This window comes from Streptomyces albidicamelliae, assembly GCF_025642175.1.
GTDB classification, from domain to species: domain Bacteria; phylum Actinomycetota; class Actinomycetes; order Streptomycetales; family Streptomycetaceae; genus Streptomyces; species Streptomyces albidocamelliae.
Genome location: NZ_CP106795.1, coordinates 6,710,602 through 6,733,545 on the forward strand (window position 1 = coordinate 6,710,602; position 22,944 = coordinate 6,733,545).

Here is a 22,944-nt window from a genome sequence, read left to right on the forward strand (position 1 = left end):
CTCAGATGTTCCGGAAGCGGTTGATGGCGTCGATGTGCTTGGCGCGCATCTCCTCGTCGCGCACGCCCAGGCCCTCCTCGGGGGCGAGGCACAGCACGCCGACCTTGCCCTGGTGGGCGTTGCGGTGGACGTCGTGGGCGGCCTGGCCGGTGTCCTCGAGGGAGTACACCTTCGACAGCGTCGGGTGGATCTTGCCCTTGGCGATGAGGCGGTTGGCCTCCCAGGCCTCCCGGTAGTTGGCGAAGTGGGAGCCGATGATCCGCTTCAGCGACATCCACAGGTAGCGGTTGTCGTACTCGTGCATGTAGCCCGAGGTGGAGGCGCAGGTGGTGATGGTGCCGCCCTTGCGCGTGACGTAGACCGAGGCGCCGAAGGTCTCGCGGCCGGGGTGCTCGAAGACGATGTCGATGTCCTCGCCGCCGGTGAGCTCGCGGATGCGCTTGCCGAAGCGCTTCCACTCCTTCGGGTCCTGGGTCTGCTCGTCCTTCCAGAACTTGTAGCCCTCGGCGCTGCGGTCGATGATCGCCTCGGCGCCCATCGAGCGGCAGATGTCCGCCTTCTGCTCGCTGGAGACGACGCAGATCGGGTTGGCGCCGCCGGCCAGCGCGAACTGCGTGGCGTAGGAGCCGAGACCACCGCTCGCGCCCCAGATGAGCACGTTGTCGCCCTGCTTCATGCCGGCGCCGTTGCGGGACACCAGCTGCCGGTACGCCGTGGAGTTGACCAGGCCCGGGGCGGCGGCCTCCTCCCAGCTCAGGTGGTCCGGCTTCGGCATCAGCTGGTTGGACTTGACGAGCGCGACCTCGGCGAGGCCGCCGAAGTTGGTCTCGAAGCCCCAGATGCGCTGCTCGGGGTCGAGCATGGTGTCGTTGTGGCCGTCCGAGGACTCCAGCTCGACGGAGAGGCAGTGGGCGACGACCTCGTCGCCGGGCTTCCAGGCGTTGACGCCCGGGCCGGTGCGCAGGACGACGCCCGCGAGGTCGGAGCCGATGATGTGGTACGGCAGGTCGTGGCGCTTGGCCAGCTCGTTGGTGCGGCCGTAGCGCTCCAGGAACCCGAAGGTCGACAGCGGCTCGAAGATCGAGGTCCACACCGAGTTGTAGTTGACCGAGGAGGCCATGACGGCCACCAGGGCCTCGCCCGGGCCGAGCTCGGGCAGGGGGACCTCGTCGAGGTGGATCGACTTGCGCGGGTCCTTGTCGCGGGTCTCGAGGCCCGCGAACATCTCGGTCTCGTCCTTGTGGACGGTGATCGCGCGGTACGACTCGGGGAGCGGCAGGGCGGCGAAGTCGGCGGACGTGGCGTCCTTCGACTGGATCGCGTCCAGGATGTCCTTCACGGTCACGGTGTTGCCTCCGGCGGTGAGCGCCCTGAGGGAGGGGCGCCTTGGGATTCGTCGGTGCTGCGATGAGTGCTGCTGAGGGTGGGTGGAGAGGTGCCGTCGGTTCGGCTCGGTGGTGCTTCGGCAGCGCTTTGTGGCGCGGGAGGTTGCCTGTGACGCAGGCGTCCGGGCGCGCAGGCCGTCGGCTTGCGGGGACAGCCGGCGAACGCTTGGTCTCTGCTCGCCGGCCGCCCGGACATCTTCAACGTATGACACCGCGTGTCAGGTGGCAAGGCACTGAGTGCCATGACTTGGCCTCAGATGAAATCTTTACGTAACAAATGAGCGATGATCGATCGAACGGCCTCGGAAATCTCCGCGAAAACGGCCTCTGACATGGCAAAACGGCCACCCCGAAGGGTGGCCGTCATCACAGGGCGAGCGGTCCGTCAGCGCTCCTTCAGAGCCTCCTCGATGGTCCGCATGACCTCGTCCAGGGGTGCGTCGGTCCGCGCGACGGTCACCAGCACCTCGCCGTGGGCCGACACCGAGGCGGGCGCAGTGGTCGTCGCCGTCCTGGGTGCCGAGCCGCGCCCGGCGCCGATCCCGGAGCCGAACGTCCGGCGCACGATCGCGAAGGCGTGGTCCAGCTGCGTCTCCACGTCGCCCTGGCCGCCGGCCCGCAGCCAGCGCCGCAGGACGTGGTTGTGCGCGGTGACCACCGCGGAGGCCGCCACCTCGGCGAGCAGCGGGTCGTCGTTGGCGTCGTCCGCGTGCGCGTGCTCGTCGAAGTGCCCGAGCAGATAGCGGGTGAACAGACGCTCGTAACGGGCCACCGAGGCGATCTCGGCCTCGCGCAGGGTGGGCACCTCGCGCGTGAGCTTGTAGCGGGCGACCGAGATCTCCGGCCTGGCCGCGTACATCTTCATGACTTCCTTGATCCCGCGGCACACGGTGTCGAGCGGATGCTCGTGCGCGGGCGCGGCGTTCAGGACCGCCTCCGCGCGGATCAGCGTGTCGTCGTGGTCCGGGAAGATCGCCTCTTCCTTGGAGCGGAAGTGGCGGAAGAAGGTGCGGCGCGCGACCCCGGCGGCGGCCGCGATCTCGTCGACGGTGGTCGCCTCGTACCCCTTCGTCGCGAACAGTTCCATCGCTGCGGCCGCCAGTTCCCGGCGCATTTTCAGCCGCTGGGCGGCGGCGCGACTGCCTGCGGCACTTTCCGGCGCGTCGGGCGTGGCTGGTGTACGTGAGGACTTGGCGGGCTGGGGCATGACCCGAAAGTACTGCATGTGCGCAGCTCGGTGCGCGGGTGAGGGGGCTCCCCCGCCCGTGAGGGGCGGGGGAGCGTCCACCGGGTCGAGCAGTCCGCCCCAGTCCGCGCCGTCCGCGGCGCCGTCGAACCAGTCCCCGGCGCCGTCAGCGGCGGGCATACTCGCGGAAGCCGCGGCCGGTCTTGCGGCCGAGGCAGCCCGCGGCCACCAGGTGCTCCAGCAGCGGCGCCGGGGCGAGACCGGGGTCGCGGAACTCGCGGTGCAGCACCTTCTCGATGGCCAGCGAGACGTCCAGCCCCACGACGTCCAGCAGCTCGAACGGGCCCATCGGGTAGCCGCCGCCGAGCTTCATCGCCGCGTCGATGTCGTCCAGCGAGGCGTAGTGCTCCTGGACCATCTTGATCGCGTTGTTGAGGTACGGGAACAGCAGCGCGTTCACGATGAATCCGGCGCGGTCGCCGCAGTCCACCGCGTGCTTCTTGATCTTCCCGCAGACCTCGCGGACGGTCGCGTGCACGTCGTCGGCGGTCAGGACCGTGCGGACGACCTCGACCAGCTTCATCGCCGGGGCGGGGTTGAAGAAGTGCATGCCGATCACGTCCTGCGGGCGCGAGGTGGCGCGGGCGCAGGCGACGACGGGCAGCGAGGAGGTGGTGGTGGCCAGGATCGCGCCGGGCTTGCAGACCTTGTCCAGCGCCTGGAACAGCTGCCGCTTGACCTCCAGGTCCTCGGCGACCGCCTCGACGGCCAGGTCGACGCCGGCGAAGGCTTCGTAGGAGCCGGCCGGGGCGATCCGGTCCAGGATCTGCGCGGCGGCCTCGGCGGTCAGCCGGCCCTTGTCGACGGAGCGCGCGAGGGACTTGCCGATACGGGCCTTGGCGGTCTGCGCCTTCTCCTCGCTGCGGGCGGCCAGGACCACCTCGTAGCCCGCCTTCGCGAACACCTCGGCGATGCCGGAGGCCATCGTGCCGGAGCCCGCGACACCGACCGAGCGGATCTCGCGGCCCGCGGTGAGCGTGCCGCCCGTGGCCGGGGTCAGCGCGTCCGGCACGACCGTGGCGCTGCCCGGCGCCTCGTAGGTGTAGAAGCCGCGCCCGGACTTGCGGCCGGTCAGACCGGCCTCGCTGAGCTGCTTGAGGATGGGGGCGGGGGCGTGCAGCCGGTCGTGGGACTCGGCGTACATGGCCTCCAGCACCGTGCGCGCGGTGTCGATGCCGATCAGGTCCAGCAGGGCGAGCGGGCCCATGGGCAGACCGCAGCCGAGCCGCATCGCCGCGTCGATGTCCTCGCGGGAGGCGTACCGGGCCTCGTACATCGCGGCCGCCTGGTTGAGGTAGCCGAAGAGCAGGCCGTCCGCGACGAAACCGGGGCGGTCGCCGACCGCGACCGGCTCCTTGCCCAGCTCGACCGCGAGGTCGGTGACCGCGGCGACGGCCTGCGGCGCGGTCAGCACCGAGGAGACGACCTCGACCAGCTTCATCGCCGGGGCGGGGTTGAAGAAGTGCAGGCCGAGCATGCGCTCCGGGCGGGCCGAGTCCGCGGCCAGCCGGGTCACGGACAGCGCGTTGGTGCCCGTCGCGAGGATGGTCTCCGGGCGGACGATGCCGTCCAGTTCGCGGAAGATCTGCTGCTTGATCTCGTACGACTCCGGGGCCACCTCGATGACCAGGTCGGCGTCGGCCGCCGTACGCAGGTCGGTGGAGACGCGGACCCGGGCCAGGGCCTCGGCGCGCTCCTCCTCGGTGAGCCGGCCGCGCGCCACGGCGCGGGCGGTGGAGGCCTCCAGGGCGGTGCGGGACCTGGCGGCCTGGGCCTCGCTGATGTCGATGCCGATCACCTCGCGGCCGGCCTTCACGAGGACCTCGGCGATGCCGGTGCCCATCGTGCCGAGGCCGACCACGGCGATCGTCTTGAACGGGGACAGGGAGCTGCCGGACTGAGGGGACAGGGGAGTGGCCATCGCGGGACTCCAGGAATGAGGGTGACGACGAGGAACGCCCGGGTGCGCCCGGGGAGGGCGCACCGCGGTGCGTGAAAGGGATGCGGGTGTTTCCGGGCCGCGAGCGCACACGCCCGGTGTGCCGGTCCCACGGGCGTGCACACGCCCGGGAGCGGCTGATGCCGACCGGCTCTGTCCCGAAGCCGGGTCGTACTGCGGTACACACGGTGCACCGAACCGACAAGCTCGCGACGGCTGCGTCACCAAACCGGCGCCAGCGAGAGTGCGAGGGGTACTCGCTCGTCTGAGCTTAACCGGCGAGTAACGAGCGCGCCAGCCCCCGGACTTTGTGATGTACCTCCCTCCGGCGGCACCGTCCCTCTACGCTGGTGCGCGTGGACGAAGAGTTGCGATCGCTCACGGAACGCTTACGGCAGGAGTCGCACGGCACGGCCGCGTACGACCGGCTGCTGGCGACCGACGACCACGACGAACTCGCGGACGTGCTCACCGCACCCGGCCAGCCCCTGTGGGCCAGGGAACTGGCCGCGTTCCGTCTCGGCCTCGCCGGCGACCGGCGCGCCTTCGAGTCCCTGGTGCTGCTCCTGAACCACCGCGACCCGCCGCGCTGCGCCTCCGCCGCCCACGCCCTCGCCCGGCTCGGCGACCCGCGCACGGCCCGGGCGGCCGCCGCCCTCGCCACCAACGAACTCCGCGTCGCCTACGCCCTGCACCCGGTACGGCTGCTGGCGGCCCTGCGCGCCCCGGAGTCGGTGCCCGCGCTCATCACCACCCTGGAGCGGCGGCTGCGCCCGCACGACCCCTACCGGCGGGTGGCCCTCGCCTGCGTGGAGGGCCTGGGCGTGCTCGGCGACGGCCGCGCCCGGCGGGTGCTGAACGAGGCGCTGGCCCACCCCGCCCTCGCCGAGGCGGCGGTGCACGCGCTCGCGCGCATCCCGCAGCAGCGAGGCGTGAGGTGACGCGCGGTCAGCCGCGCAGCTCCTTCACGTACCGCAGTTCGGGCACCGGCACGCCGCCCGCCTCGAAGGGCTCCTCGGCGCCGTCCGGCCGGAACCCGGCGCGCTCGTAGAAGCGGCGGGCCCGGGTGTTGCCCTTCAGGACCCACAGGCGCATGCGCGGGTAGGCGGCGCACCGCGCGACCGCCTCCGTCAGCAGCGCCCGCCCGATCCCGCCGCCGACGTGCCGCGGGTCCAGGTAGATCGCGTACAACTCGGCGTCCCCGCTCGCCGGGCCACCGTCCCGGTACGGCCCGTACGCCGCCCAGCCGAGGATCTCGCCGGCCCGCTCGGCGACCAGGTTCCCCACGGAGCCGGTCCCCCCGGCGAACCGCGCCCGCCGCCGCTCGGCGTCCGCCGCGACGTCGAGACCGGCGAGGTACGTCTCGGGTATCAGGCCCCGGTAGGCGTGCTGCCAGCCGCGTACGCGGATCTCGGAGACGCGCTCGCAGTCGGCGAGGGCCATCGGGCGGATGCGGGTGAGTGGGCCGTCCATGACGGCACCTTAGGCAAGGGCTCCCGGGAGCGCCCGGAGTTACCTCCCGCACCTGCCGTCTTCGTCCGCCCGAGGTCAGCCGCCCACCACCGCGAACGCCTCGATCTCCAGCAGGAACTCCGGCGCCACCAGACCCGCCACCTGCACGGCGGAGGAGGCCGGCAGGCGGTCGTCGGGTAGGTGCGCGGCGCGCGCCGCCCGGATCGCCGGCAGGTGCGCCCGGTCCGTGACGAAGTACGTCAGCTTCACGACGTCCTCGAAGCCGGCCCTCGCGGCGGCCAGGCAGCGCCGCAGGTTCTCGAACACCTGACGGGCCTGTGCCGCCGGATCGTCCTCGCCGACCAGGTGGCCGTCCTCGTCCAGGGCGAGCTGCCCGGAGACGGCGACGAAGCGGCCGGTCGCCGAGACCACGTGGCTGTACTGGGTCGCGGGGGCGACCCCGGCGGGGGCGGAGATCCGGGTCGGTTCACTCATGGCTCCATGGTGGACACCCCACGGACAACGCCCCCGGCCGGCCGGGCCGCTAGCGGCGGAAGCCCAGCAGCCCGTGCAGGGCCGAACCGCGGGACGACACCGACGCCGCCTTCGCGGTGAGCGGCTCGGGGTCGGGCGACTTCGGGCAGACCGCGTCGGCCGCGTCGGCCGTGCCGGTGCCGTGCGGCAGCGTGCCGTCCGCCAGATACGCGGCGAGATACCCGTCGAGGCAGGCGTTGCCGCTCAGCGAGATGCCGTGGTTGCCGCCGCCGTCCTCGACCACCAGACGGGAGCCGGCCAGCAGCCGGTGGACCCGCGTACCGCCCGGATAGGGGGTGGCCGCGTCCCGTGTGGCCTGGAACAGCAGCGCGGGCGGCAGCTCGGTGTTGGCGATGTCCACCGGCTTCAGCGCGGCCGTCGGCCAGAACGCGCAGGGCGCGTTGTACCAGGCGTTGTTCCAGGCCATGAAGGGGGCCTTGCCGTACACCGCCCACGTGTCCGCGCTCCACCGGCTCCACGTGCGCCGCCAGGCGGTGTCACGGCACTGCACGGCCGTGTAGACGCTGTAGCCGTTGTCGCCCGAGCCGTCCACGGTGGCGAAGTTGTCGTACGCCTCCACCAGCGGCCCGGTCCTGCCGTCGTGGACGTAGGCCGCGAACGCCTCGGCGAGGTACGGCCAGTAGCCGTCGTAGTAGCCGCCCGGGATGAAGGTGTCCTCCAGCTCGGAGGCGCCGATCCGGCCCTCGGCCGGGGTCCGCGCCAGGGCCGCCCGCATCGCGTACCACCGCGCCTCGACCTTCGCCGGGTCCGTGCCCAGCTGGTACCGGGCGTCGTACTTGGCGATCCACGCCATCAGCGCGCGGTGGCGGTCGTCGAAGGCGTAGTCCTGGCCGAGGTTGTCGTCGTACCAGACGCCGGACGGGTCGACGATCGAGTCCAGCACCAGACGCCGGACCCGCTCGGGGTACAGCTTGGCGTAGACCGCGCCGAGGTAGGTGCCGTAGGAGTAGCCGAAGTAGTTGATCCGCTCGGCGCCGAGGGCACTGCGGATGGACTCCATGTCCCGGACGGCGCTGACGGTGTCGATGTACGGCAGCACGTCGGCGTACTTGCGGCCGCAGGCGGCCGCGAAGGACTTCGCGCGCTCCACGTTCGCCTGTTCCAGCGCCGGTGTGGACGGCACGGTGTCCGGGCGCACCGGCTTGAAGTGGCCCGGCACGCAGTCCAGGGCGGGGGTGCTGCGGCCGACCCCGCGCGGGTCGAAACCGATCACGTCGTACTGGGCCGCCACGGCCTTGGGCAGTGTCGAGGCGACGAACCCGGCGAGGGTCAGCCCGCTGCCGCCCGGGCCGCCCGGGTTGACCAGCAGGGGGCCCTGGGAGGTCTTCGCGGTGTGCGGGACACGGGACAGGGCGAGGGTGATCTGCCGGCCGGACGGCCGCGCGTGGTCCAGCGGCACCGTCAGGGACGCGCACTGGAGCGTCGGGTAGTCGCTCGTCGCGCACTTCTTCCAGACGGGTGCCGCGGCCGGAGCGGCCGGTGCCGCCGGCGCGGTCCGGGCCGCGTGCGCGGGGACGGCCGCGACCGAGCCCGCCAGCACGGTGGCGGCTGCGCACAGCACGGCTGCGCGTGTTCTCATGGGTCCTCCCGGGACGGAGGTGTCGGCGAGCCGTGAGGATCACGGTTCTCGCCGGATCGTCCCGGAATCGGCCACCCGGAGAACGCGGCGCGGCCATAGTTGACCCGGATGGGCCGAGGGATGCCCTCGAACGCTCTCAGATGAGGGTGAGTTGGGTCGGCTCGGACGGTTCCCGCGGCTCCGGCTCCACCGGGCGGATCCGGCGGGCCAGGCCCGCGCGCGTGGGTCCGATGCCGTACTCCTGCGCCAGCTCGTGCACCTGACGGGTGATCCGGCGCTGGTACCACTTGGGCGCGTAGGCGCCGTCCGCGTACAGCCGCTCGTAGCGGCGCACCAGGTGCGGGTGGTGCCGGCCGAGCCAGGCCATGAACCACTCCCGGGCGCCCGGCCGCAGGTGCAGCGCCAGCGGGGTGACGGAGGTGGCCCCGGCCGCCGCTATCGCCCGTACCGTCGCCCGCAATTGGGCCGGGTCGTCGCTCAGGAACGGGATCACGGGCGCCATGAGGACCCCGCAGCCGATGCCGTGCTCCCCGAGGGTGCGCACGACGTCCAGCCGGCGCTCCGGCGCCGGGGTGCCGGGCTCCACCGTGCGCCACAGCGCGCTGTCCAGGAAGCCGACGGAGACCGAGACGCCGATGTCGGTCACCTCGGCCGCCCGGGTCAGCAGCTCCAGGTCGCGCAGGATCAGGGTGCCCTTGGTGAGGATCGAGAACGGGTTCGCGTGCTCGGTGAGGGCGGAGATGATGCCCGGCATCAGCCGGTAGCGGCCCTCGGCGCGCTGGTAGCAGTCCACGTTCGTGCCCATCGCCACGTGATCGCCCGTCCAGCGGCGGGAGCCGAGCTGGCGGCGCAGCACGTCGGGCGCGTTCACCTTGACCACGATCTGGGTGTCGAACCCGATGCCGGTGTCCAGGTCCAGGTAGCTGTGCGTCTTGCGCGCGAAGCAGTAGACGCACGCGTGCGAGCAGCCGCGGTACGGATTGACCGTCCACTCGAACGGCATGCGCGAGGCGCCCGGCACCCGGTTCAGTACGGAGCGGGCCCGGACCTCGTGGAAGGTGATCCCGCGGAACTCGGGCGTGTCGAACGTCCGGGTGGTCACGGCCTCCGCGCCGAACAGCGCGGGATCGGCCGCCCGGCCGTGCTCGGCGGGCTCCCCGGACTCCACGGTGAGGTTCTCCCAGCGCATGACGCCTCCTCGGTAGGACTGCCCACACAATAGAACATCTGTTCCCATGATCGTGCGACCCCCGATTTGGGCGGCCGGGCGCCGGGGTGGTTGGCTTGCCCCAACCCCGAGCACACAGGTCCTGGAGGAACGCAATGGCGCAGGTCGAGGCCACTACGGAGCGGGTCGTCGCGGCGGACGCGGAGAAGGTGTTCGACGCCCTGGCCGACTACCGCGGCACGCGGCAGCGGCTGCTGCCCGAGCACTTCAGCGAGTACGAGGTGCGCGAGGGCGGCGACGGCGAGGGCACCCTCGTCCACTGGAAGCTCCAGGCCACCAGCAAGCGGGTGCGCGACTGCCTCCTGGAGGTCACCGAGCCCACCGACGGCGAGCTGGCCGAGAAGGACCGCAACTCCTCCATGGTCACCGTCTGGCGGGTCACCCCCGCCGGCGAGGGCAGCTCCCGCGTCGTCGTCACCACCACCTGGAAGGGCGCCGGCGGCATCGGCGGCTTCTTCGAGAAGACCTTCGCGCCCAAGGGCCTCGGCCGCATCTACGACGCCGTGCTCGCCAACCTCGCCGCCGAGGTCGAGAAGTAGCGTCAAGCACCCACCGGTGAAGGGGCGTTGCGTCCCTTCACCGGTTCGAGTGGATCTCCGCCACCTCCGCGGTGGTGCCGTAACTCGCCGTAGTTGTTCGCAGTTGTCGCCTTACGCGGGAATTGTGACAGGTGCGACGAGGGGAGCGGTACGTGGGCGGGTCGACTCTGGTGAAGCACGAGCCGGCGGCGGCACCGGACGCCGGGGAGGCGCCCCGGGCGGCCGAGGGTCCCGCGGGTGCCCCGGGTGCCCCGGGTGCCCCGGGTGCCCCGGGTGCCGGGGAGACCGCCACCCTCACCGCCGCGCCCCCGCCCGCCGCGGCCATGGCCCGGCTCGGACCGCGCCGCGTGCGGCTGGTGTTCGTCGGGCTGATGCTCGCGCTGCTCCTCGCGGCACTGGACCAGATGATCGTCGCCACCGCGCTGCCGAAGATCGTCGGCGAACTGCACGGCCTGGACCGGATGTCCTGGGCGATCACCGCCTATCTGCTCACCTCCACCATCGGCCTGCCGCTGTACGGCAAGCTCGGCGACCTGGTCGGCCGCAAGGGCGTCTTCCAGTTCGCCATCGCCGTCTTCGTCGTCGGCTCCGCGCTCGCCGGCCGGGCGCAGAGCATGGACCAGCTGATCGCCTTCCGCGCGGTCCAGGGCGTGGGCGCGGGCGGGCTCATGATCGGCGTGCAGGCGATCATCGCCGACATCGTGCCGCCCCGCGAACGCGGCCGGTACATGGGCCTGATCGGCGCCGCCTTCGGGCTGGCCTCCGTCGCGGGACCGCTCCTCGGCGGCTATTTCACCGACCATCTCTCCTGGCGCTGGTGCTTCTACGTCAACGTCCCCTTCGGCCTGGCCACCCTCGCCGTCGTCACCGCCGTCCTGAAGCTCCCGAGGCCCGTGGTGCGCGGACGGCTCGACGTGCCCGGCGCGCTGCTGCTCGCCGCCGCCTCCACCTGCCTGGTCCTGCTCACCAGTTGGGGCGGCACCGAGTACGCGTGGGACTCCCGGCAGATCCTCGGCCTGGCGGCCGGCGCGGTCGCCGCCGTCGTCCTCTTCCTCGTCGCCGAGCGCTTCGCCGCCGAACCCCTCATTCCGCTGCGGCTGTTCCGCGACTCCGTCTTCAACGTCAGCGGCCTGGTGGGGCTCGTCATCGGTGTGGCCCTGTTCGGCGCGGCCAGCTATCTGCCGACCTTCCTGCAGATGGTGGACGGGGCCAGCGCCACCGGGTCCGGGCTGCTCATGCTGCCCATGATGGCCGGGATCGTCGGCGCCTCGATCATCGGCGGGCAGCTCATCAGCCGCACCGGCCGCTACAAGATCTTCCCCGTGCTGGGCGGCGCCGTCTCCGCCGCCGGCATGTGGCTGCTGTCCCGGCTGGAGACCGACACGCCCCGGCTGCACTACAGCGTCTGGATGGCCGTCCTCGGCGCCGGCATCGGCCTGGTGATGCCCGTCCTGGTGCTCGCCGTGCAGAACTCCGTGCGCCCCGCCGACCTCGGCACCGCCACCAGCGCCAACAACTACTTCCGGCAGATCGGCGGCAGCGTCGGCGCGGCCGTCTTCGGCACCCTCTTCGCCGACCGGCTCACCGACTCCCTGCGCCGGGAACTGCCCCCGCGGACGGGCACCGCGCTGCCCGACCCCGACTCCCTCACCCCGCAGCTCGTGCGCGCGCTGCCCCCGGCCCTGCGCGACGCCTACATCCGCGCCTACGCCGACGCGATGCCCCGGATCTTCCTCTACCTGGTCCCGGTGCTCGCCCTCGGCCTGCTCATCGCCTTCTTCCTCAAGGAGAAACCCCTGGTGTCCCACCACACCGCCGAAACCGAGCCCGAGACCCTGAGCGCCGGCGCCCCGATCCCGACGGCCCGCACGCCCCACACCGCGGGCGTCCCCGTCTGCGGCACCGTGCAGCACCCCGACGGCACCGTGGTGCCCCGCGCCGCGCTCACCCTCATCGACGTCGCCGGACAGCAGATCGGCCGGGGCGCGAGCGGCGAGGACGGCCGCTACGCGCTCAGCACCCCCGGTTCCGGGGCGTACGTGCTGATCGCCGCCGCCGGCGGTCACCAGCCGCAGGCCGTCTCCGTCACCGTCGGCGAACGGCCGGTCGAACTCGACGTCGTCCTCGGTGGCGCCGGGCGACTGGCCGGCAGCGTGCTCACCGCCGACGGCAGCCCCGTGCGGGACGCCACCGTCACGCTGACCAACGTCCACGGCGAGGTCGTCGCCGCCACCCGTAGCGGGCGGGAGGGCGGTTACATCATCAGCGAACTGGTCGCCGGCGAGTACACCCTGGCCGCCAGCGCCCCCGCCTTCCGGCCCGCCGCGCTGCCCGTCACCGTGCAGGCCTCCCGGGAGACCCGGCAGGACGTCGAACTCGCGGGCGGCGCCGTGCTGAAGGGCACCGTGCGGGCCCACGGCGGCCGCGCGGTGGAGGACGCGCGCGTGACGCTCCTCGACGCCGCGGGCAACGTCGTCGACACCCTCACCACCGGAGCCGACGGAACGTTCCGGTTCGTGGATCTCTCCTCCGGCGAGTACACCGTCATCGCCGCAGGTTACCCGCCGGTCGCCACGGTGCTGCAGGTCGCGGGCGGTGGCCGCACGGAGCGGGACCTGCAACTGGGGCACGAGGACTGAGCGGGCGCACGGGGCCGCGCGCCGGTGCGATCGGGCGGCACCAATTCCCGGATTGCCACACATCGCCACCGGCCGCCGCCTTACCGTAGTGGCGGGCGGCACAGATCGTTTGCGAACAGCCGTGGGGAGAGAGGGCCTGGGCCATGGACCGTGGCAGCGAGCGGGACACAGCTCCCGGGCGCGACACCGGCGACACGGCGGCCGGCCGGATTCCGCTGGCCGTGGTCGTCGTCGACCGCGACGGCCTCGTCTCCCACTGGAGCAGCGGTGCGCGGCGGCTGTTCGGTGTGGGCCGGGAGGAAGCGGTCGGGCGCTCCGCGGCCGACCTGCTGCCGGTCTCCGGCGCCCTCGCCGACGACCTGCACGGCGAGCCGATGCCGGACGCCTACGAGGCGTACGACGCGCTCGGCCCCGACCTGGAGTCCTCGCTCGGCGGCCGGACCTCGTACGCCACGGCGGGCCGCGCCCGTCTCGTCCCGTACGAGCAGCCGGCCGACGGTGAGCGGCTCGACGTGCTCTGGTGGGCCTACCCGCTGGTCGGGCCCGGCTCCTTCCGGCTGCTGGTGCTCGCCGCGGACGCCACCCGGCTCCGCGAGGAGCGGGGCTACGACGACGAGACCGCCGAACGCATCTCGCCCGGCTTCGCCCGCCACACCGAACTGCCCGCCTTCGACGAGCTGGAGCGGCGGCTGCCCGAGATCCTGCCCAACATGGGGCCGGGGCTGAGCGGCCGCATCGTCTCCCAGGTCCTCGAACTGGGCTACCCGGTCCTGGAGTTCAGCCAGTATGACCGGGTGCCCGTGACCCCGTACTGGGGTGTGCCCCGCCGTGCGCGCGTCGAGGCCGTCGCGCCGCGGGAGCGGGCGGCGGCCGCCCTGGTCCCGGCCGGAGCCGAGCTGGACCTGGAGTACGCCGCCGTCCGCGAGCGGCTGGAGTTCCTCAACGAGGTCAGCTCCGGCATCGGCACCTCCCTCGACCTCGGCGAGACCATCCGCGAGGTGACCAGCGCCGCCGTCCCCCGTTTCGCGGACTTCGCGGGCACCCACCTGCGCGCCGCGGTCCTGGCCGGCGAGGGCTTCCCGGACGGACCGCCCGACGCGAGCACGGTGATGTTCCGCGTCTGGGTCGAGCACAACGACGAACCGGGCCGCTGGGACGACACCGTGCCGGTCGGCGAGGCCTTCGCCTTCCCCGAGCACACCCCCTTCTACAAGTGCATGGTCACCGGCGAGCCCGTCGTCGTCCCGAGGGTCACCGAGGAGCTGTCCGAGCGCATCGCCGGGGAGTTCGAGAAGCGCGATCTCCGGCCCCTCATCGGCGGCCGCTCCCTGCTGATCGTCCCGCTCAAGGCACGCAACGTCGTCCTCGGCTTCATGGTGCTGATGCGCCGCCCGGACCGCCCCGCCTTCGACGACATGGACCGCACCACCGGCGCCGAACTCGCCGCCCGCGCCGGCCTCGTGCTCGACAACGCCCGCATGTACACGTACCAGGAGAACGTCGCCGACACCCTCCAGGACAGCATGCTGCCGCAGGTGAACCCGCGGATGGCCGGGTGCGACGTCGCCACCCGCTACCTGCCCGGCACCCGGCTCGGCCGGATCGGCGGCGACTGGTTCGACACCATCAAGCTGCCCGGTTCGCGCACCGCCCTCGTGGTCGGCGACGTCATGGGCCACGGCCTGAACTCGGCGGCGATGATGGGCCAGTTGCGCACCGCCGTACAGACCATGGCCACCATGGAGACCCCGCCGGCCCAGCTGCTGCGCAACCTCGACGACCTGGCCCGCCGGCTCGGCGAGAACTACCTCGCCACCTGCCTGTACGCGGTCTACGACCCGATCCGCGGCGAGCTGACCCTCGCCAACGCGGGCCACATCCCGCCGGTCCTGGTCCGCGCCGAGGACGGCAGCAGCGAACTGCTCGACCTGCCCACCGGCGCGCCCATAGGCGTCGGTGGCGTCCCCTTCGAGGCCGTCCGCATCCGGGTCGCCGCCGGCGACCGTCTGGTGCTGTGCACCGACGGCCTGGTCGAGGTGCGCGGCTCCGACATCGGCGAGGGTCTCGCCGCGCTCTGCGAGTCCGCCGCGCACCCGGCCGCCTCGATGGACGACGCGTGCGACACCATCATCCGCGCCCTCAACACGCGCGGCGGCCGCAAGGACGACGTCGCCCTGCTCATGGCCCGCCTCAACGGCATTCCCGACGATCACGTCGCCGAATGGCGGCTCGACGCCGAGCCGCTCGCGGTGCCCCGGGCCCGCCGCCTGGTGCGCGAACGGCTCCTCACGTGGTGCCTGCCCCATGCGGTGGAGACGGCCGAGCTGCTGGTCAGCGAGGTCGTCACCAACGCCGTACGGCACGCGCACGGCGACCGGATCGGGCTGCGCGTGGTCCGCACCGACGCGCTGCTGTTCGAGGTCACCGACGACGAGCCCGCCCTGCCCGCCATGCTGAGTGCCGGCCCTCTCGACGAGTCCGGCCGCGGACTGCGGGTGGTCAGCCGGCTCGCCCGGGAGTGGGGTGCCAGCACCAGCGGACACCGCAAGACCGTCTGGTTCGAGCAGACCCTGACCGGCACTCGCTGAACGGAGGGCGTGCGGCACCGTGTCGCACGCCCCTCGCTCCACCGGATCCCGTACATCCGGTGAACGTGGTTCCCCACCCCTTGCCCGAGGCGACTTCGACGCGATATCCCGATCACGGAACCGACCGTGGGGAGAGCGCATGAACGTCTCGGACAACTACCGCAACGCGTGGGAGAGTTACTGGAGCGAGACCGCCGAGGGCCGGGGCGAGGCGATCTGGGACGCCGATCCCTCCCTCAGCGCCGAACCCCACAGCGCCCTCCTCCTGCCGCACGCCGACCCCGCCCGCACCATCGTCGACCTCGGCTGCGGCAACGGCACCCAGACCCGCTACCTGGCCACCCGGTTCGCGCGCGCCGTGGGTGTCGACCTCTCGCACGCCGCCGTCGAGCACGCCCGCCGCGCCGAGAGCGCCGGCACCGTCGAGTTCCAGCAGCTCGACCTCACCGACACCGGCGCCGTCCGCGCCCTGCACGAGCGGCTCGGCGACAGCAACGTCTACATGCGCGCCGTCATCCACCAGAGCGAACCGGCCGCGCGCCCCGCGGTCGCCGCCGCCGTCGCCGAGATCATCGGCGCCGAGGGCCGGGCGTTCGTCGTCGAGCTCACCTCCGGCTCCCGGGACGTGCTCCAGCGCGCCGCGTCCGATCCGGGCGGCCCGGGTCCCAAGCTCCAGCGCGTCTTCCACCACGGGCTCAAGCCCGCCGACGCCGACGACGCGGAGATCCCCCGGCTGCTGACCGAGGCGGGCCTGAAGATCCTCGCCGAGGGGGAGACCGCCCTGCCGCAGACCGAGAACCTGGCGGACGGCACCCGTATCGACCTGCCGGCCCACTGGTTCGTCCTCGCCGGCGCCTGACCCCGGCCCCGCGCCCGGACCGGCATCTGGAGTGCGCGGAGCGGCGGCCACGGCCATCCGCTCCGCGCACCCGCCGGCGGTGGCCGTCGTGCGCCGGGAAGAGCGCCTCTCCGGCCGCTGCCGCCCCACCGGTTCGCCGGCGCACCGCGCCTCGCAGGCGGCCGGGCACCTCGGGATCCGGGTCCGGCACGGCAGTGGCCTGCGGCGGTCGTTTCGCGAGGTCGGGGTCGTAGCCTGGGCGCCCGTCGGCGCGTAACGTGACGCAGCATGAAGATCCTCATCAGTGCCGACATGGAGGGGGCCACGGGCGTCACCTGGCCGGCCGACGTGCTGCCGGGGACGCCGCAGTGGGAGCGGTGCCGGTCGATGTTCACCTCCGACGTGAACGCCGCCGCGCAAGGATTCTTCGACGGCGGCGCCGACGAGGTGCTCGTCAACGAGGCCCACTGGTCCATGCGCAACCTGCTCCTTGAGCGGCTCGACGAGCGGGTCGAGATGCTCACGGGGCGGCACAAGTCGCTGTCCATGGTGGAGGGCGTCCAGCACGGTGACGTGGACGGCATCGCCTTCGTCGGCTACCACGCGGGCGCGGGCATGGACGGCGTCCTCGCCCACACCTATCTGGCGAACCAGCTGACCGGGGTCTGGCTGGACGACGTCCGCGCCAGCGAGGGCCTGCTGAACGCCCGCGTCGTCGCCGAGTACGGCGTTCCCGTCGTGCTCGTCACCGGCGACGACGTGGCCTGCGAGGACGCGCTCGGCTACGCGCCCGAGGCGCTGAAGGTCGCCGTGAAGGACCATGTGTCCCGGTACGCGGCCGTGTGCCGCACCCCGGCCCGCACCGCGGCCGACATCCGGGCCGCCGCCAAGGAGGCCGCACGGCTCGCGGTCCGCGCCGAACCCGTGCGCGCCGGGCCGCACACGATCGCCCTGGAGTTCGACGCGGAGCATCTGGCGATGGCCGCGACCGTCGTCCCCGGCGTCGCCCGGACCGGGGAACGGAAGGTGGCCTACACCAGCGCCGGGATGTACGAGGGGATCAGGACGTTCAAGGCGGTCACCACGATCGTCTCTGCCGCCGTGGAGGAGCAGTATGGCTGACCAGCAGGCCCTGGACGAGGTCGTGGAGTTCACCTCAGGCCTGATCCGGATCGACACCACCAACCGGGGCGGCGGGGACTGCCGGGAGCGGCCCGCCGCCGAGTACGCGGCCGAGCGGCTGGCCGGGGCCGGTCTGGAACCGCTGATGCTGGAGCGGACCCCGGGCCGCACCAATGTCGTCGCCCGGGTCGCCGGCACCGACCCGTCCGCCGACGCGCTGCTGGTCCACGGCCACCTGGACGTCGTCCCGGCCGAGGCCGCCGACTGGAGCGTGCCCCCCTTCTCCGGTGAGATCCGCGACGGGGTGGTGTGGGGCCGGGGCGCCGTCGACATGAAGAACATGGACGCGATGATCCTGGCCGTCCTCAGGTCCTGGGCCCGGCAGGGCGTACGGCCCCGCCGGGACCTCGTCATCGCGTTCACCGCGGACGAGGAGGCCAGCGCCGAGGACGGCTCCGGGTTCCTCGCGGACCGGCACCCGGAACTGTTCGAGGGCTGCACCGAGGGCGTCAGCGAGTCCGGCGCGTTCACCTTCCACGACGGCGCCGGCCGGCAGATCTACCCCATCGCGGCGGGGGAGCGGGGCACCGGCTGGCTCAAGCTCACCGCGCGCGGCCGGGCCGGGCACGGTTCCAAGGTCAACAACGAGAACGCGGTCACCCGGCTCGCCGCGGCCGTCACCCGCCTCGGCGAGCACGAGTGGCCGCTCCGGCTGACCCCGACCGTGCGCGCCGCGCTCGCCGAACTCGCCGCGCTCTACGGCATCGAGCCCGACTTCACCGACGTGGACCGGCTGCTGGAGAAGCTCGGGCCGGCCGGCAAGCTGGTCGACGCCACCGTCCGCAACAGCGCCAACCCGACGATGCTGGAAGCCGGTTACAAGCTGAACGTCATCCCGGGCGAGGCGGTCGCCTTCGTCGACGGACGCTATCTGGCGGGCGCCGAGGACGAGTTCCGCGCGACCCTCGACCGGCTGGTCGGCCCGGACGTGAGCTGGGAGTTCGCGCACCGCGAGGTGGCCCTGGAGGCCCCCGTGGACGCGCCGGTCTTCGCGAAGATGCGGTCCGCCGTGGAGGAGTTCGCGCCCGAGGGGCACGTGGTGCCGTACTGCATGTCCGGCGGCACGGACGCCAAGCAGTTCTCGCGGCTCGGCATCACCGGGTACGGTTTCGCCCCGCTGAAGCTGCCCGAGGGATTCGACTACCAGGCGCTGTTCCACGGGGTCGACGAGCGGGTGCCCGTGACGGCGCTGCACTTCGGTGTGCAGGTGCTCGACCGCTTCCTGCGGACGGCGTAGACGATGGGGGACGAGGTGCTCAAGTCACCGTACGGATCGTGGCCTTCGCCCGTGGACGCGGCGCTGGCCGCCGCGCACGACGGCCGGCCGGACTGGGTGGGGGTCGTCGGCGACGAGATCTGGTGGACCGAGCCCCGGCCCGCCGAGGGCGGCCGCCGGGCACTGGTGCGGCGGCGGGCCGACGGCGGCGAGGAGCCGGTGCTGCCCGCGCCGTGGAACGTGCGCAGCCGGGTCATCGAGTACGGCGGCCGCCCCTGGTCCGGGGTGATGCGCGACGGCCGGCCGCTCGCCGTGTTCACGCACTTCGCCGACCAGCGGCTGTACCTCTTCGAGCCGGGCGGCGAGCCGCGCCCGCTGACCCCCCACTCCGCGGTGGGCGGCGGACTGCGCTGGGTCGAGCCGCAGATCCACCTCGAACGCGGCGAAGTGTGGTGCGTGCTGGAGGAGTTCACCGGCGAGGGACCCGACGACGTGCGGCGCGTCCTCGCCGCCGTACCGCTCGACGGCTCCGCCGCCGACGACCGCGGCGCCGTCCGCGAACTCACCCCCGAGCGGCAGCGGTTCGTCACCGGGGCCAAGCTGTCGCCGGACGGCCGGCGGGCCGCCTGGCTCACCTGGGACCACCCCCGGATGCCCTGGGACGGCACGGAGCTGCTCGTGGCGGAGGTCGCCGACGACGGCACCCTGCGCGACGCGCGCACGGTCGCGGGCGGGCCCCGGGAAGCGGTCGCACAGGTCGAGTGGAGCGCGGACGGCAGGCTCCTGTACGCGAGCGACCGCAGCGGCTGGTGGAACCTCTACCGCGACGGCACGCCGCTGTGCCCGCGCGAGGAGGAGTTCGGCGGCGCCCTCTGGCAGCTCGGCCTGCGCTGGTTCGCGCCGCTGGACAGCGGGCTGATCGCGGTCGTGCACGGCAAGGGCGCGACGATACTCGGCATACTCGACCCCGAGACCGGCGAGCTCGTCGACGCCGCCGGACCCTGGACCGAGTTCACCGCCGGCCTCACCGCGCACGGGGAGCGGGTCGTCGCCGTCGGCGCCAGCCCGCGCACCGCCTACGAGGTGATCGAGCTGGACACCAGGAGCGGACGCGCCCGCCCGATCGGCGCCCCGCACGAGGACCCCGTCGACCCCGCGTACTACCCCGAACCGCAGATCCGGGTCTTCACCGGGCCGGACGGGCGCGAGGTGCACGCCCACGTCTACCCGCCGCACCACCCCGAACGGACCGCACCCGACGGCGAGCTGCCGCCCTACGTCATCTGGGCGCACGGCGGCCCCACCAGCCGCGTCCCGCTCGTACTGGACCTGGAGGTCGCCTACTTCACCTCCCGGGGCATCGGCGTCGCCGAGGTGAACTACGGCGGCTCCACCGGTTACGGCCGGGCCTACCGCGAGCGGCTGCGCGAACAGTGGGGCGTGGTCGACGTCGAGGACTGCGCGGCCGTCGCCCGTGCCCTCGCCGACGAGGGCACCGCCGACCCCGCCCGCCTCGCGATCCGGGGCGGCAGCGCGGGCGGCTGGACCACCGCCTCCTCCCTGACCACCACCGACCTGTACGCCTGCGGCACCATCCTCTACCCGGTCCTGGACCTGGCCACCTGGGGGCCGGGGGAGACCCACGACTTCGAGTCCCGCTACCTGGAGTCGCTGATCGGCCCGCTCACCGAGGTGCCGGCCCGCTACGCCGAACGCTCGCCGACCGCCCACGCCGACCGGATCGGCGTGCCGTTCCTGCTGCTCCAGGGCCTGGACGACGTCATCTGCCCGCCCGCCCAGTGCGAGCGCCTCCTCGCCCGCATCGACGGCCGGGGCGTACCGCACGCCTACCTCACCTTCGCCGGGGAGGGGCACGGGTTCCGTCGGGCCGAGACGATGGTCCGCGCCCTGGAGGCGGAACTGTCCCTGTACGCCCAGGTGTTCGGACTGGAGCCGGTCCCCGAGGTCCCGAAGGTGGATTTGCGCACGTGAGAGAACTGCTGCGGCCCGCCCGGCTCGCCCCCGGCGCCCGGGTGGCCGTCGTCGCCCCCAGCGGGCCGGTGCCCGAGGAGCGGCTCCAGGCCGGGCTCGACGTGCTGCGCGGCTGGGACCTCGACCCGGTCGTCGCACCCCATGTCCTGGACCGGCACCGCGACTTCGGCTACCTGGCGGGCACGGACGCCGACCGGGCCGCCGACTTCCAGAACGCGTGGTGCGACCCCGCCGTGGACGCGGTGCTCTGCGCCCGCGGCGGGTACGGGGTGCAGCGCATGGTCGACCTGCTCGACTGGGAGGCGATGCGCGCGGCCGGCCCCAAGGTCTTCGTCGGCTTCAGCGACATCACCGTCCTGCACGAGGCCTTCGCCACCCGCCTGGGACTCGCCACGCTGCACGGGCCGATGGCGGCCGGCATCGACTTCGTCAAGAACACCCGGGCCCAGGAGCACCTGCGGGCCACGCTCTTCGCCCCGGAGACCGTGCGCACCATCGCGTCCGGCGGCACGGCCCTGGTGCCCGGCCGGGCCCGTGGCGTCACCCTCGGCGGCTGTCTGTGCCTGCTCGCCGCGGAACTCGGCACCCCGCACGCCCGCGCCTCGGCGGCCGGCGGGCTGCTGTGCCTGGAGGACGTGGGCGAGGAGACGTACCGGCTGGACCGGTACCTCACCCACCTCCTGCGCGCGGGCTGGCTGGACGGCGTGCGCGGGGTCCTGCTCGGCTCCTGGGAGAACTGCGCCGAGTACACGGAGGTGCGTCCCCTGCTGGCCGACCGGCTCGGCGCGCTCGGGGTGCCGGTCGTGGAGGACTTCGGCTTCGGCCACTGCGCGGGCGCCCTGACGATCCCCTTCGGGGCGACGGCGGAACTGGACGCCGGCGCCGCCACGCTGACCCTGGACCGGCCCGCCCTGCGCTGAGCCCCGGACCGCGCGACGCCCCGCGGCGCCGGGGCCGGGAAATCCCGGCGCACCGGAGGCGGCGACGCCGTAGGCTGGCCGGATGCCCCACTCCACCCCCCGCCACCTCGCCGAGGGCCCCCGCGTGGCCGTCCGCCACTTCACCGCCGAGGACGGACCCGAGTTCACCGCGCGGGCCCAGGAGAGCAAGGACCTGCACCGGCCGTGGCTGTTCCCGCCGGACACCGACGAGGCCTACGCGGCCTACGCGGACCGGCTGATCGAGGACCCGTCCAAGGCCGGCTTCCTGGTGTGCGAGAAGGACAGCGGTGACCTCGCCGGGTTCATCAACATCAACAACATCGTCCGGGGCGGCTTCCAGTGCGGCGCCCTCGGCTACGGCGCCTTCGCCCACGCCGCCGGACGGGGGCTGATGCGGGAGGGCCTGGACCTGGTGATCGGGTACGCGTTCGGGCCGCTGGGCCTGCACCGCCTGGAGATCAACGCGCAGCCCGAGAACACCGCCTCCATCGCCCTGGCCCGGGGCGCCGGCTTCCGCCTGGAGGGCTTCTCGCCCCGCATGATCTACATCGACGGCGCCTGGCGCGACCACGAACGCTGGGCCCTCACCGCCGAGATGCGCCCCGGCGGCTGATCCCGTCACCGGTCACGGAGGAGCCGCCGGGGAGGACCGGCCGCCGCAGACCCGCCAGGAAGTCCCGCCGAGGAAGGCCGCCATGCGAACGCTCGTCGTGCTCGACGCCCCCTCCAACCTGGGCCTGCGCCCACCCGCTCCCGGCACCGTCCCGGGCTGCTACAAGCTGGCGGGCGCCCTCAGGGAGCAGCGCCTCCCGCGGCGGCTCGGCGCCCGCGAGGGCGGGGTGGTCGTACCGCCGCGCTACGACCGCGGCGACTGGCAGGAGGGCGACGGCGTCTTCAACGCCGCCGCGCTCGCCGCGTACACCGTCAAGCTCGCCGACCGCATCGAACACCACGTGCGTGCGGGGGAGTTCCCCGTCGTCCTCGGCGGCGACTGCTCGATCCAGCTCGGCGCCTCCCTCGCCCTGCGCCGCATCGGCCGGTACGGGCTCGCCGCCGTCGACGCCTCGCACGACTTCCGGCACCCCGGCAACTCCGACCGGATCGGCGCCGCGGGCGGCGAGGAGGTCGCCCTCGCCACCGGCCGCGGCCAGGCCGACCTGAGCGACCTGGAGGGCCTCGGCCCCTACCTCAGGGACGAGGACGTACGGTTCTTCGGCATCCGCGACGCCTACACCGACGACACGGCCGAGCTCGCCGCGCTGAAGATGTCCGTCGCCACCGTCGGCGACCTGCGCGCCGAGAGCCCCGACGCGGTCGCCCGGGCCGCCGTCGAGGCCTTCGGGGCACCGGGACTCGACGGCTTCTGGGTCCACCTCGACGCCGACGTCCTCGACCCGAGCGTGATGCCGGCCGTCGACAGCCCCGACCCGGACGGCCTGCTGCCCGGCGAACTGGAGCGGCTGCTGCGCCCGTTGCTCGCCGCACCGCGCTGCGTGGGCCTCAACATCACCATCTACGACCCCGACCTGGACCCCGACGGCACGGCGGGCGCGCTCCTGGCCGACCTGGTCGTGGCCGCCTTTGCGCAATCCTGACCGGCAGCTCCCCTGGCCGAGTCCCGCCCC

18 protein-coding genes are annotated in these 22,944 nt (G+C 73.3%); 11 read left to right on the forward strand and 7 right to left on the reverse strand.

Going from position 1 to position 22,944, the window contains the following annotated elements; all coding sequences use genetic code 11:
- Position 1 precedes the first annotated feature (1 nt).
- The 3 genes from ccrA to N8I86_RS30345 form a co-directional block, all read right to left on the reverse strand.
- A complete protein-coding gene (gene ccrA, locus N8I86_RS30335) occupies positions 2-1,345 on the reverse strand; it encodes a crotonyl-CoA carboxylase/reductase (RefSeq protein ID WP_073891842.1) in 1,344 nt (447 codons plus the stop codon).
- A gap of 425 nt (positions 1,346-1,770) precedes the next feature.
- Positions 1,771-2,592, reverse strand: coding sequence for a TetR family transcriptional regulator (locus N8I86_RS30340; RefSeq protein WP_185091649.1), 822 nt, complete (start codon positions 2,590-2,592; stop codon positions 1,771-1,773).
- A gap of 145 nt (positions 2,593-2,737) precedes the next feature.
- Positions 2,738-4,552 (reverse strand): 3-hydroxyacyl-CoA dehydrogenase family protein, encoded by a 1,815-nt coding sequence (locus N8I86_RS30345; protein ID WP_073891837.1) that lies wholly within the window; start codon positions 4,550-4,552, stop codon positions 2,738-2,740.
- Positions 4,553-4,926: 374 nt separating this feature from the next.
- Between N8I86_RS30345 and N8I86_RS30350 the strand changes: the two genes are divergently transcribed.
- On the forward strand, positions 4,927-5,511 hold the full coding sequence (locus N8I86_RS30350; protein WP_073892210.1) for an adenylosuccinate lyase: 585 nt from the start codon (positions 4,927-4,929) through the stop codon (positions 5,509-5,511).
- A 7-nt stretch (positions 5,512-5,518) separates the two neighbouring features.
- Here N8I86_RS30350 and N8I86_RS30355 read toward each other — a convergent pair whose 3' ends face one another.
- From N8I86_RS30355 to N8I86_RS30370, 4 genes are all read right to left on the reverse strand, one after another.
- Positions 5,519-6,043 (reverse strand): GNAT family N-acetyltransferase, encoded by a 525-nt coding sequence (locus N8I86_RS30355; RefSeq protein ID WP_263279175.1) that lies wholly within the window; start codon positions 6,041-6,043, stop codon positions 5,519-5,521.
- A gap of 75 nt (positions 6,044-6,118) precedes the next feature.
- Positions 6,119-6,517 carry a RidA family protein gene (locus tag N8I86_RS30360; RefSeq protein ID WP_263279176.1) on the reverse strand — a complete coding sequence of 133 codons (399 nt, stop codon included), beginning with the start codon at positions 6,515-6,517 and terminating at the stop codon, positions 6,119-6,121.
- A 49-nt stretch (positions 6,518-6,566) separates the two neighbouring features.
- Positions 6,567-8,156 (reverse strand): alpha/beta hydrolase, encoded by a 1,590-nt coding sequence (locus N8I86_RS30365; protein WP_263279177.1) that lies wholly within the window; start codon positions 8,154-8,156, stop codon positions 6,567-6,569.
- A gap of 136 nt (positions 8,157-8,292) precedes the next feature.
- Complete coding sequence (locus tag N8I86_RS30370; protein WP_123440221.1) at positions 8,293-9,345, reverse strand: Rv2578c family radical SAM protein; 1,053 nt, start codon at positions 9,343-9,345, stop codon at positions 8,293-8,295.
- A gap of 134 nt (positions 9,346-9,479) precedes the next feature.
- Here N8I86_RS30370 and N8I86_RS30375 point away from each other — a divergent pair, with 134 nt between their 5' ends.
- From N8I86_RS30375 to N8I86_RS30420, 10 genes are all read left to right on the forward strand, one after another.
- On the forward strand, positions 9,480-9,923 hold the full coding sequence (locus tag N8I86_RS30375) for an SRPBCC family protein (protein WP_073891822.1): 444 nt from the start codon (positions 9,480-9,482) through the stop codon (positions 9,921-9,923).
- A gap of 152 nt (positions 9,924-10,075) precedes the next feature.
- Positions 10,076-12,562, forward strand: coding sequence for an MFS transporter (locus N8I86_RS30380; protein WP_263279178.1), 2,487 nt, complete (start codon positions 10,076-10,078; stop codon positions 12,560-12,562).
- A gap of 143 nt (positions 12,563-12,705) precedes the next feature.
- Positions 12,706-15,150: an ATP-binding SpoIIE family protein phosphatase gene (locus N8I86_RS30385; protein ID WP_263279179.1), complete on the forward strand. Its 2,445-nt coding sequence runs from the start codon at positions 12,706-12,708 to the stop codon at positions 15,148-15,150.
- Between the two features lie 139 nt (positions 15,151-15,289).
- A complete protein-coding gene (locus N8I86_RS30390) occupies positions 15,290-16,009 on the forward strand; it encodes a class I SAM-dependent methyltransferase (protein WP_073891813.1) in 720 nt (239 codons plus the stop codon).
- Positions 16,010-16,276: 267 nt separating this feature from the next.
- Positions 16,277-17,110 (forward strand): M55 family metallopeptidase, encoded by an 834-nt coding sequence (locus N8I86_RS30395; protein WP_263279180.1) that lies wholly within the window; start codon positions 16,277-16,279, stop codon positions 17,108-17,110.
- A complete protein-coding gene (locus tag N8I86_RS30400) occupies positions 17,103-18,407 on the forward strand; it encodes a M20/M25/M40 family metallo-hydrolase (RefSeq protein WP_123440225.1) in 1,305 nt (434 codons plus the stop codon). Before N8I86_RS30395 ends, N8I86_RS30400 begins: the two co-directional genes overlap by 8 nt.
- A gap of 3 nt (positions 18,408-18,410) precedes the next feature.
- Complete coding sequence (locus tag N8I86_RS30405; protein WP_263279181.1) at positions 18,411-20,378, forward strand: prolyl oligopeptidase family serine peptidase; 1,968 nt, start codon at positions 18,411-18,413, stop codon at positions 20,376-20,378.
- Positions 20,375-21,298: a S66 peptidase family protein gene (locus N8I86_RS30410; protein ID WP_263279182.1), complete on the forward strand. Its 924-nt coding sequence runs from the start codon at positions 20,375-20,377 to the stop codon at positions 21,296-21,298. Before N8I86_RS30405 ends, N8I86_RS30410 begins: the two co-directional genes overlap by 4 nt.
- A gap of 82 nt (positions 21,299-21,380) precedes the next feature.
- Complete coding sequence (locus N8I86_RS30415) at positions 21,381-21,932, forward strand: GNAT family N-acetyltransferase (RefSeq protein WP_263279183.1); 552 nt, start codon at positions 21,381-21,383, stop codon at positions 21,930-21,932.
- 82 nt (positions 21,933-22,014) lie between these two features.
- Complete coding sequence (locus N8I86_RS30420) at positions 22,015-22,914, forward strand: arginase family protein (RefSeq protein WP_263279184.1); 900 nt, start codon at positions 22,015-22,017, stop codon at positions 22,912-22,914.
- The last annotated feature ends 30 nt before the right edge of the window (positions 22,915-22,944 follow it).

Bases quoted from the DNA above. Each gene is read 5' to 3' on its own strand.
- N8I86_RS30340 (WP_185091649.1), bottom strand. From the start codon at position 2,592: ATGCCCCAGCCCGCCAAGTCCTCACGTACACCAGCCACGCCCGACGCG.
- N8I86_RS30345 (WP_073891837.1), bottom strand. From the start codon at position 4,552: ATGGCCACTCCCCTGTCCCCTCAGTCCGGCAGCTCCCTGTCCCCGTTC.
- N8I86_RS30355 (WP_263279175.1), bottom strand. From the start codon at position 6,043: ATGGACGGCCCACTCACCCGCATCCGCCCGATGGCCCTCGCCGACTGC.
- N8I86_RS30360 (WP_263279176.1), bottom strand. From the start codon at position 6,517: ATGAGTGAACCGACCCGGATCTCCGCCCCCGCCGGGGTCGCCCCCGCG.
- N8I86_RS30365 (WP_263279177.1), bottom strand. From the start codon at position 8,156: ATGAGAACACGCGCAGCCGTGCTGTGCGCAGCCGCCACCGTGCTGGCG.
- N8I86_RS30370 (WP_123440221.1), bottom strand. From the start codon at position 9,345: ATGCGCTGGGAGAACCTCACCGTGGAGTCCGGGGAGCCCGCCGAGCAC.
- N8I86_RS30375 (WP_073891822.1), top strand. From the start codon at position 9,480: ATGGCGCAGGTCGAGGCCACTACGGAGCGGGTCGTCGCGGCGGACGCG.
- N8I86_RS30385 (WP_263279179.1), top strand. From the start codon at position 12,706: ATGGACCGTGGCAGCGAGCGGGACACAGCTCCCGGGCGCGACACCGGC.
- N8I86_RS30390 (WP_073891813.1), top strand. From the start codon at position 15,290: ATGAACGTCTCGGACAACTACCGCAACGCGTGGGAGAGTTACTGGAGC.
- N8I86_RS30395 (WP_263279180.1), top strand. From the start codon at position 16,277: ATGAAGATCCTCATCAGTGCCGACATGGAGGGGGCCACGGGCGTCACC.
- N8I86_RS30400 (WP_123440225.1), top strand. From the start codon at position 17,103: ATGGCTGACCAGCAGGCCCTGGACGAGGTCGTGGAGTTCACCTCAGGC.
- N8I86_RS30405 (WP_263279181.1), top strand. From the start codon at position 18,411: ATGGGGGACGAGGTGCTCAAGTCACCGTACGGATCGTGGCCTTCGCCC.
- N8I86_RS30415 (WP_263279183.1), top strand. From the start codon at position 21,381: ATGCCCCACTCCACCCCCCGCCACCTCGCCGAGGGCCCCCGCGTGGCC.
- N8I86_RS30420 (WP_263279184.1), top strand. From the start codon at position 22,015: ATGCGAACGCTCGTCGTGCTCGACGCCCCCTCCAACCTGGGCCTGCGC.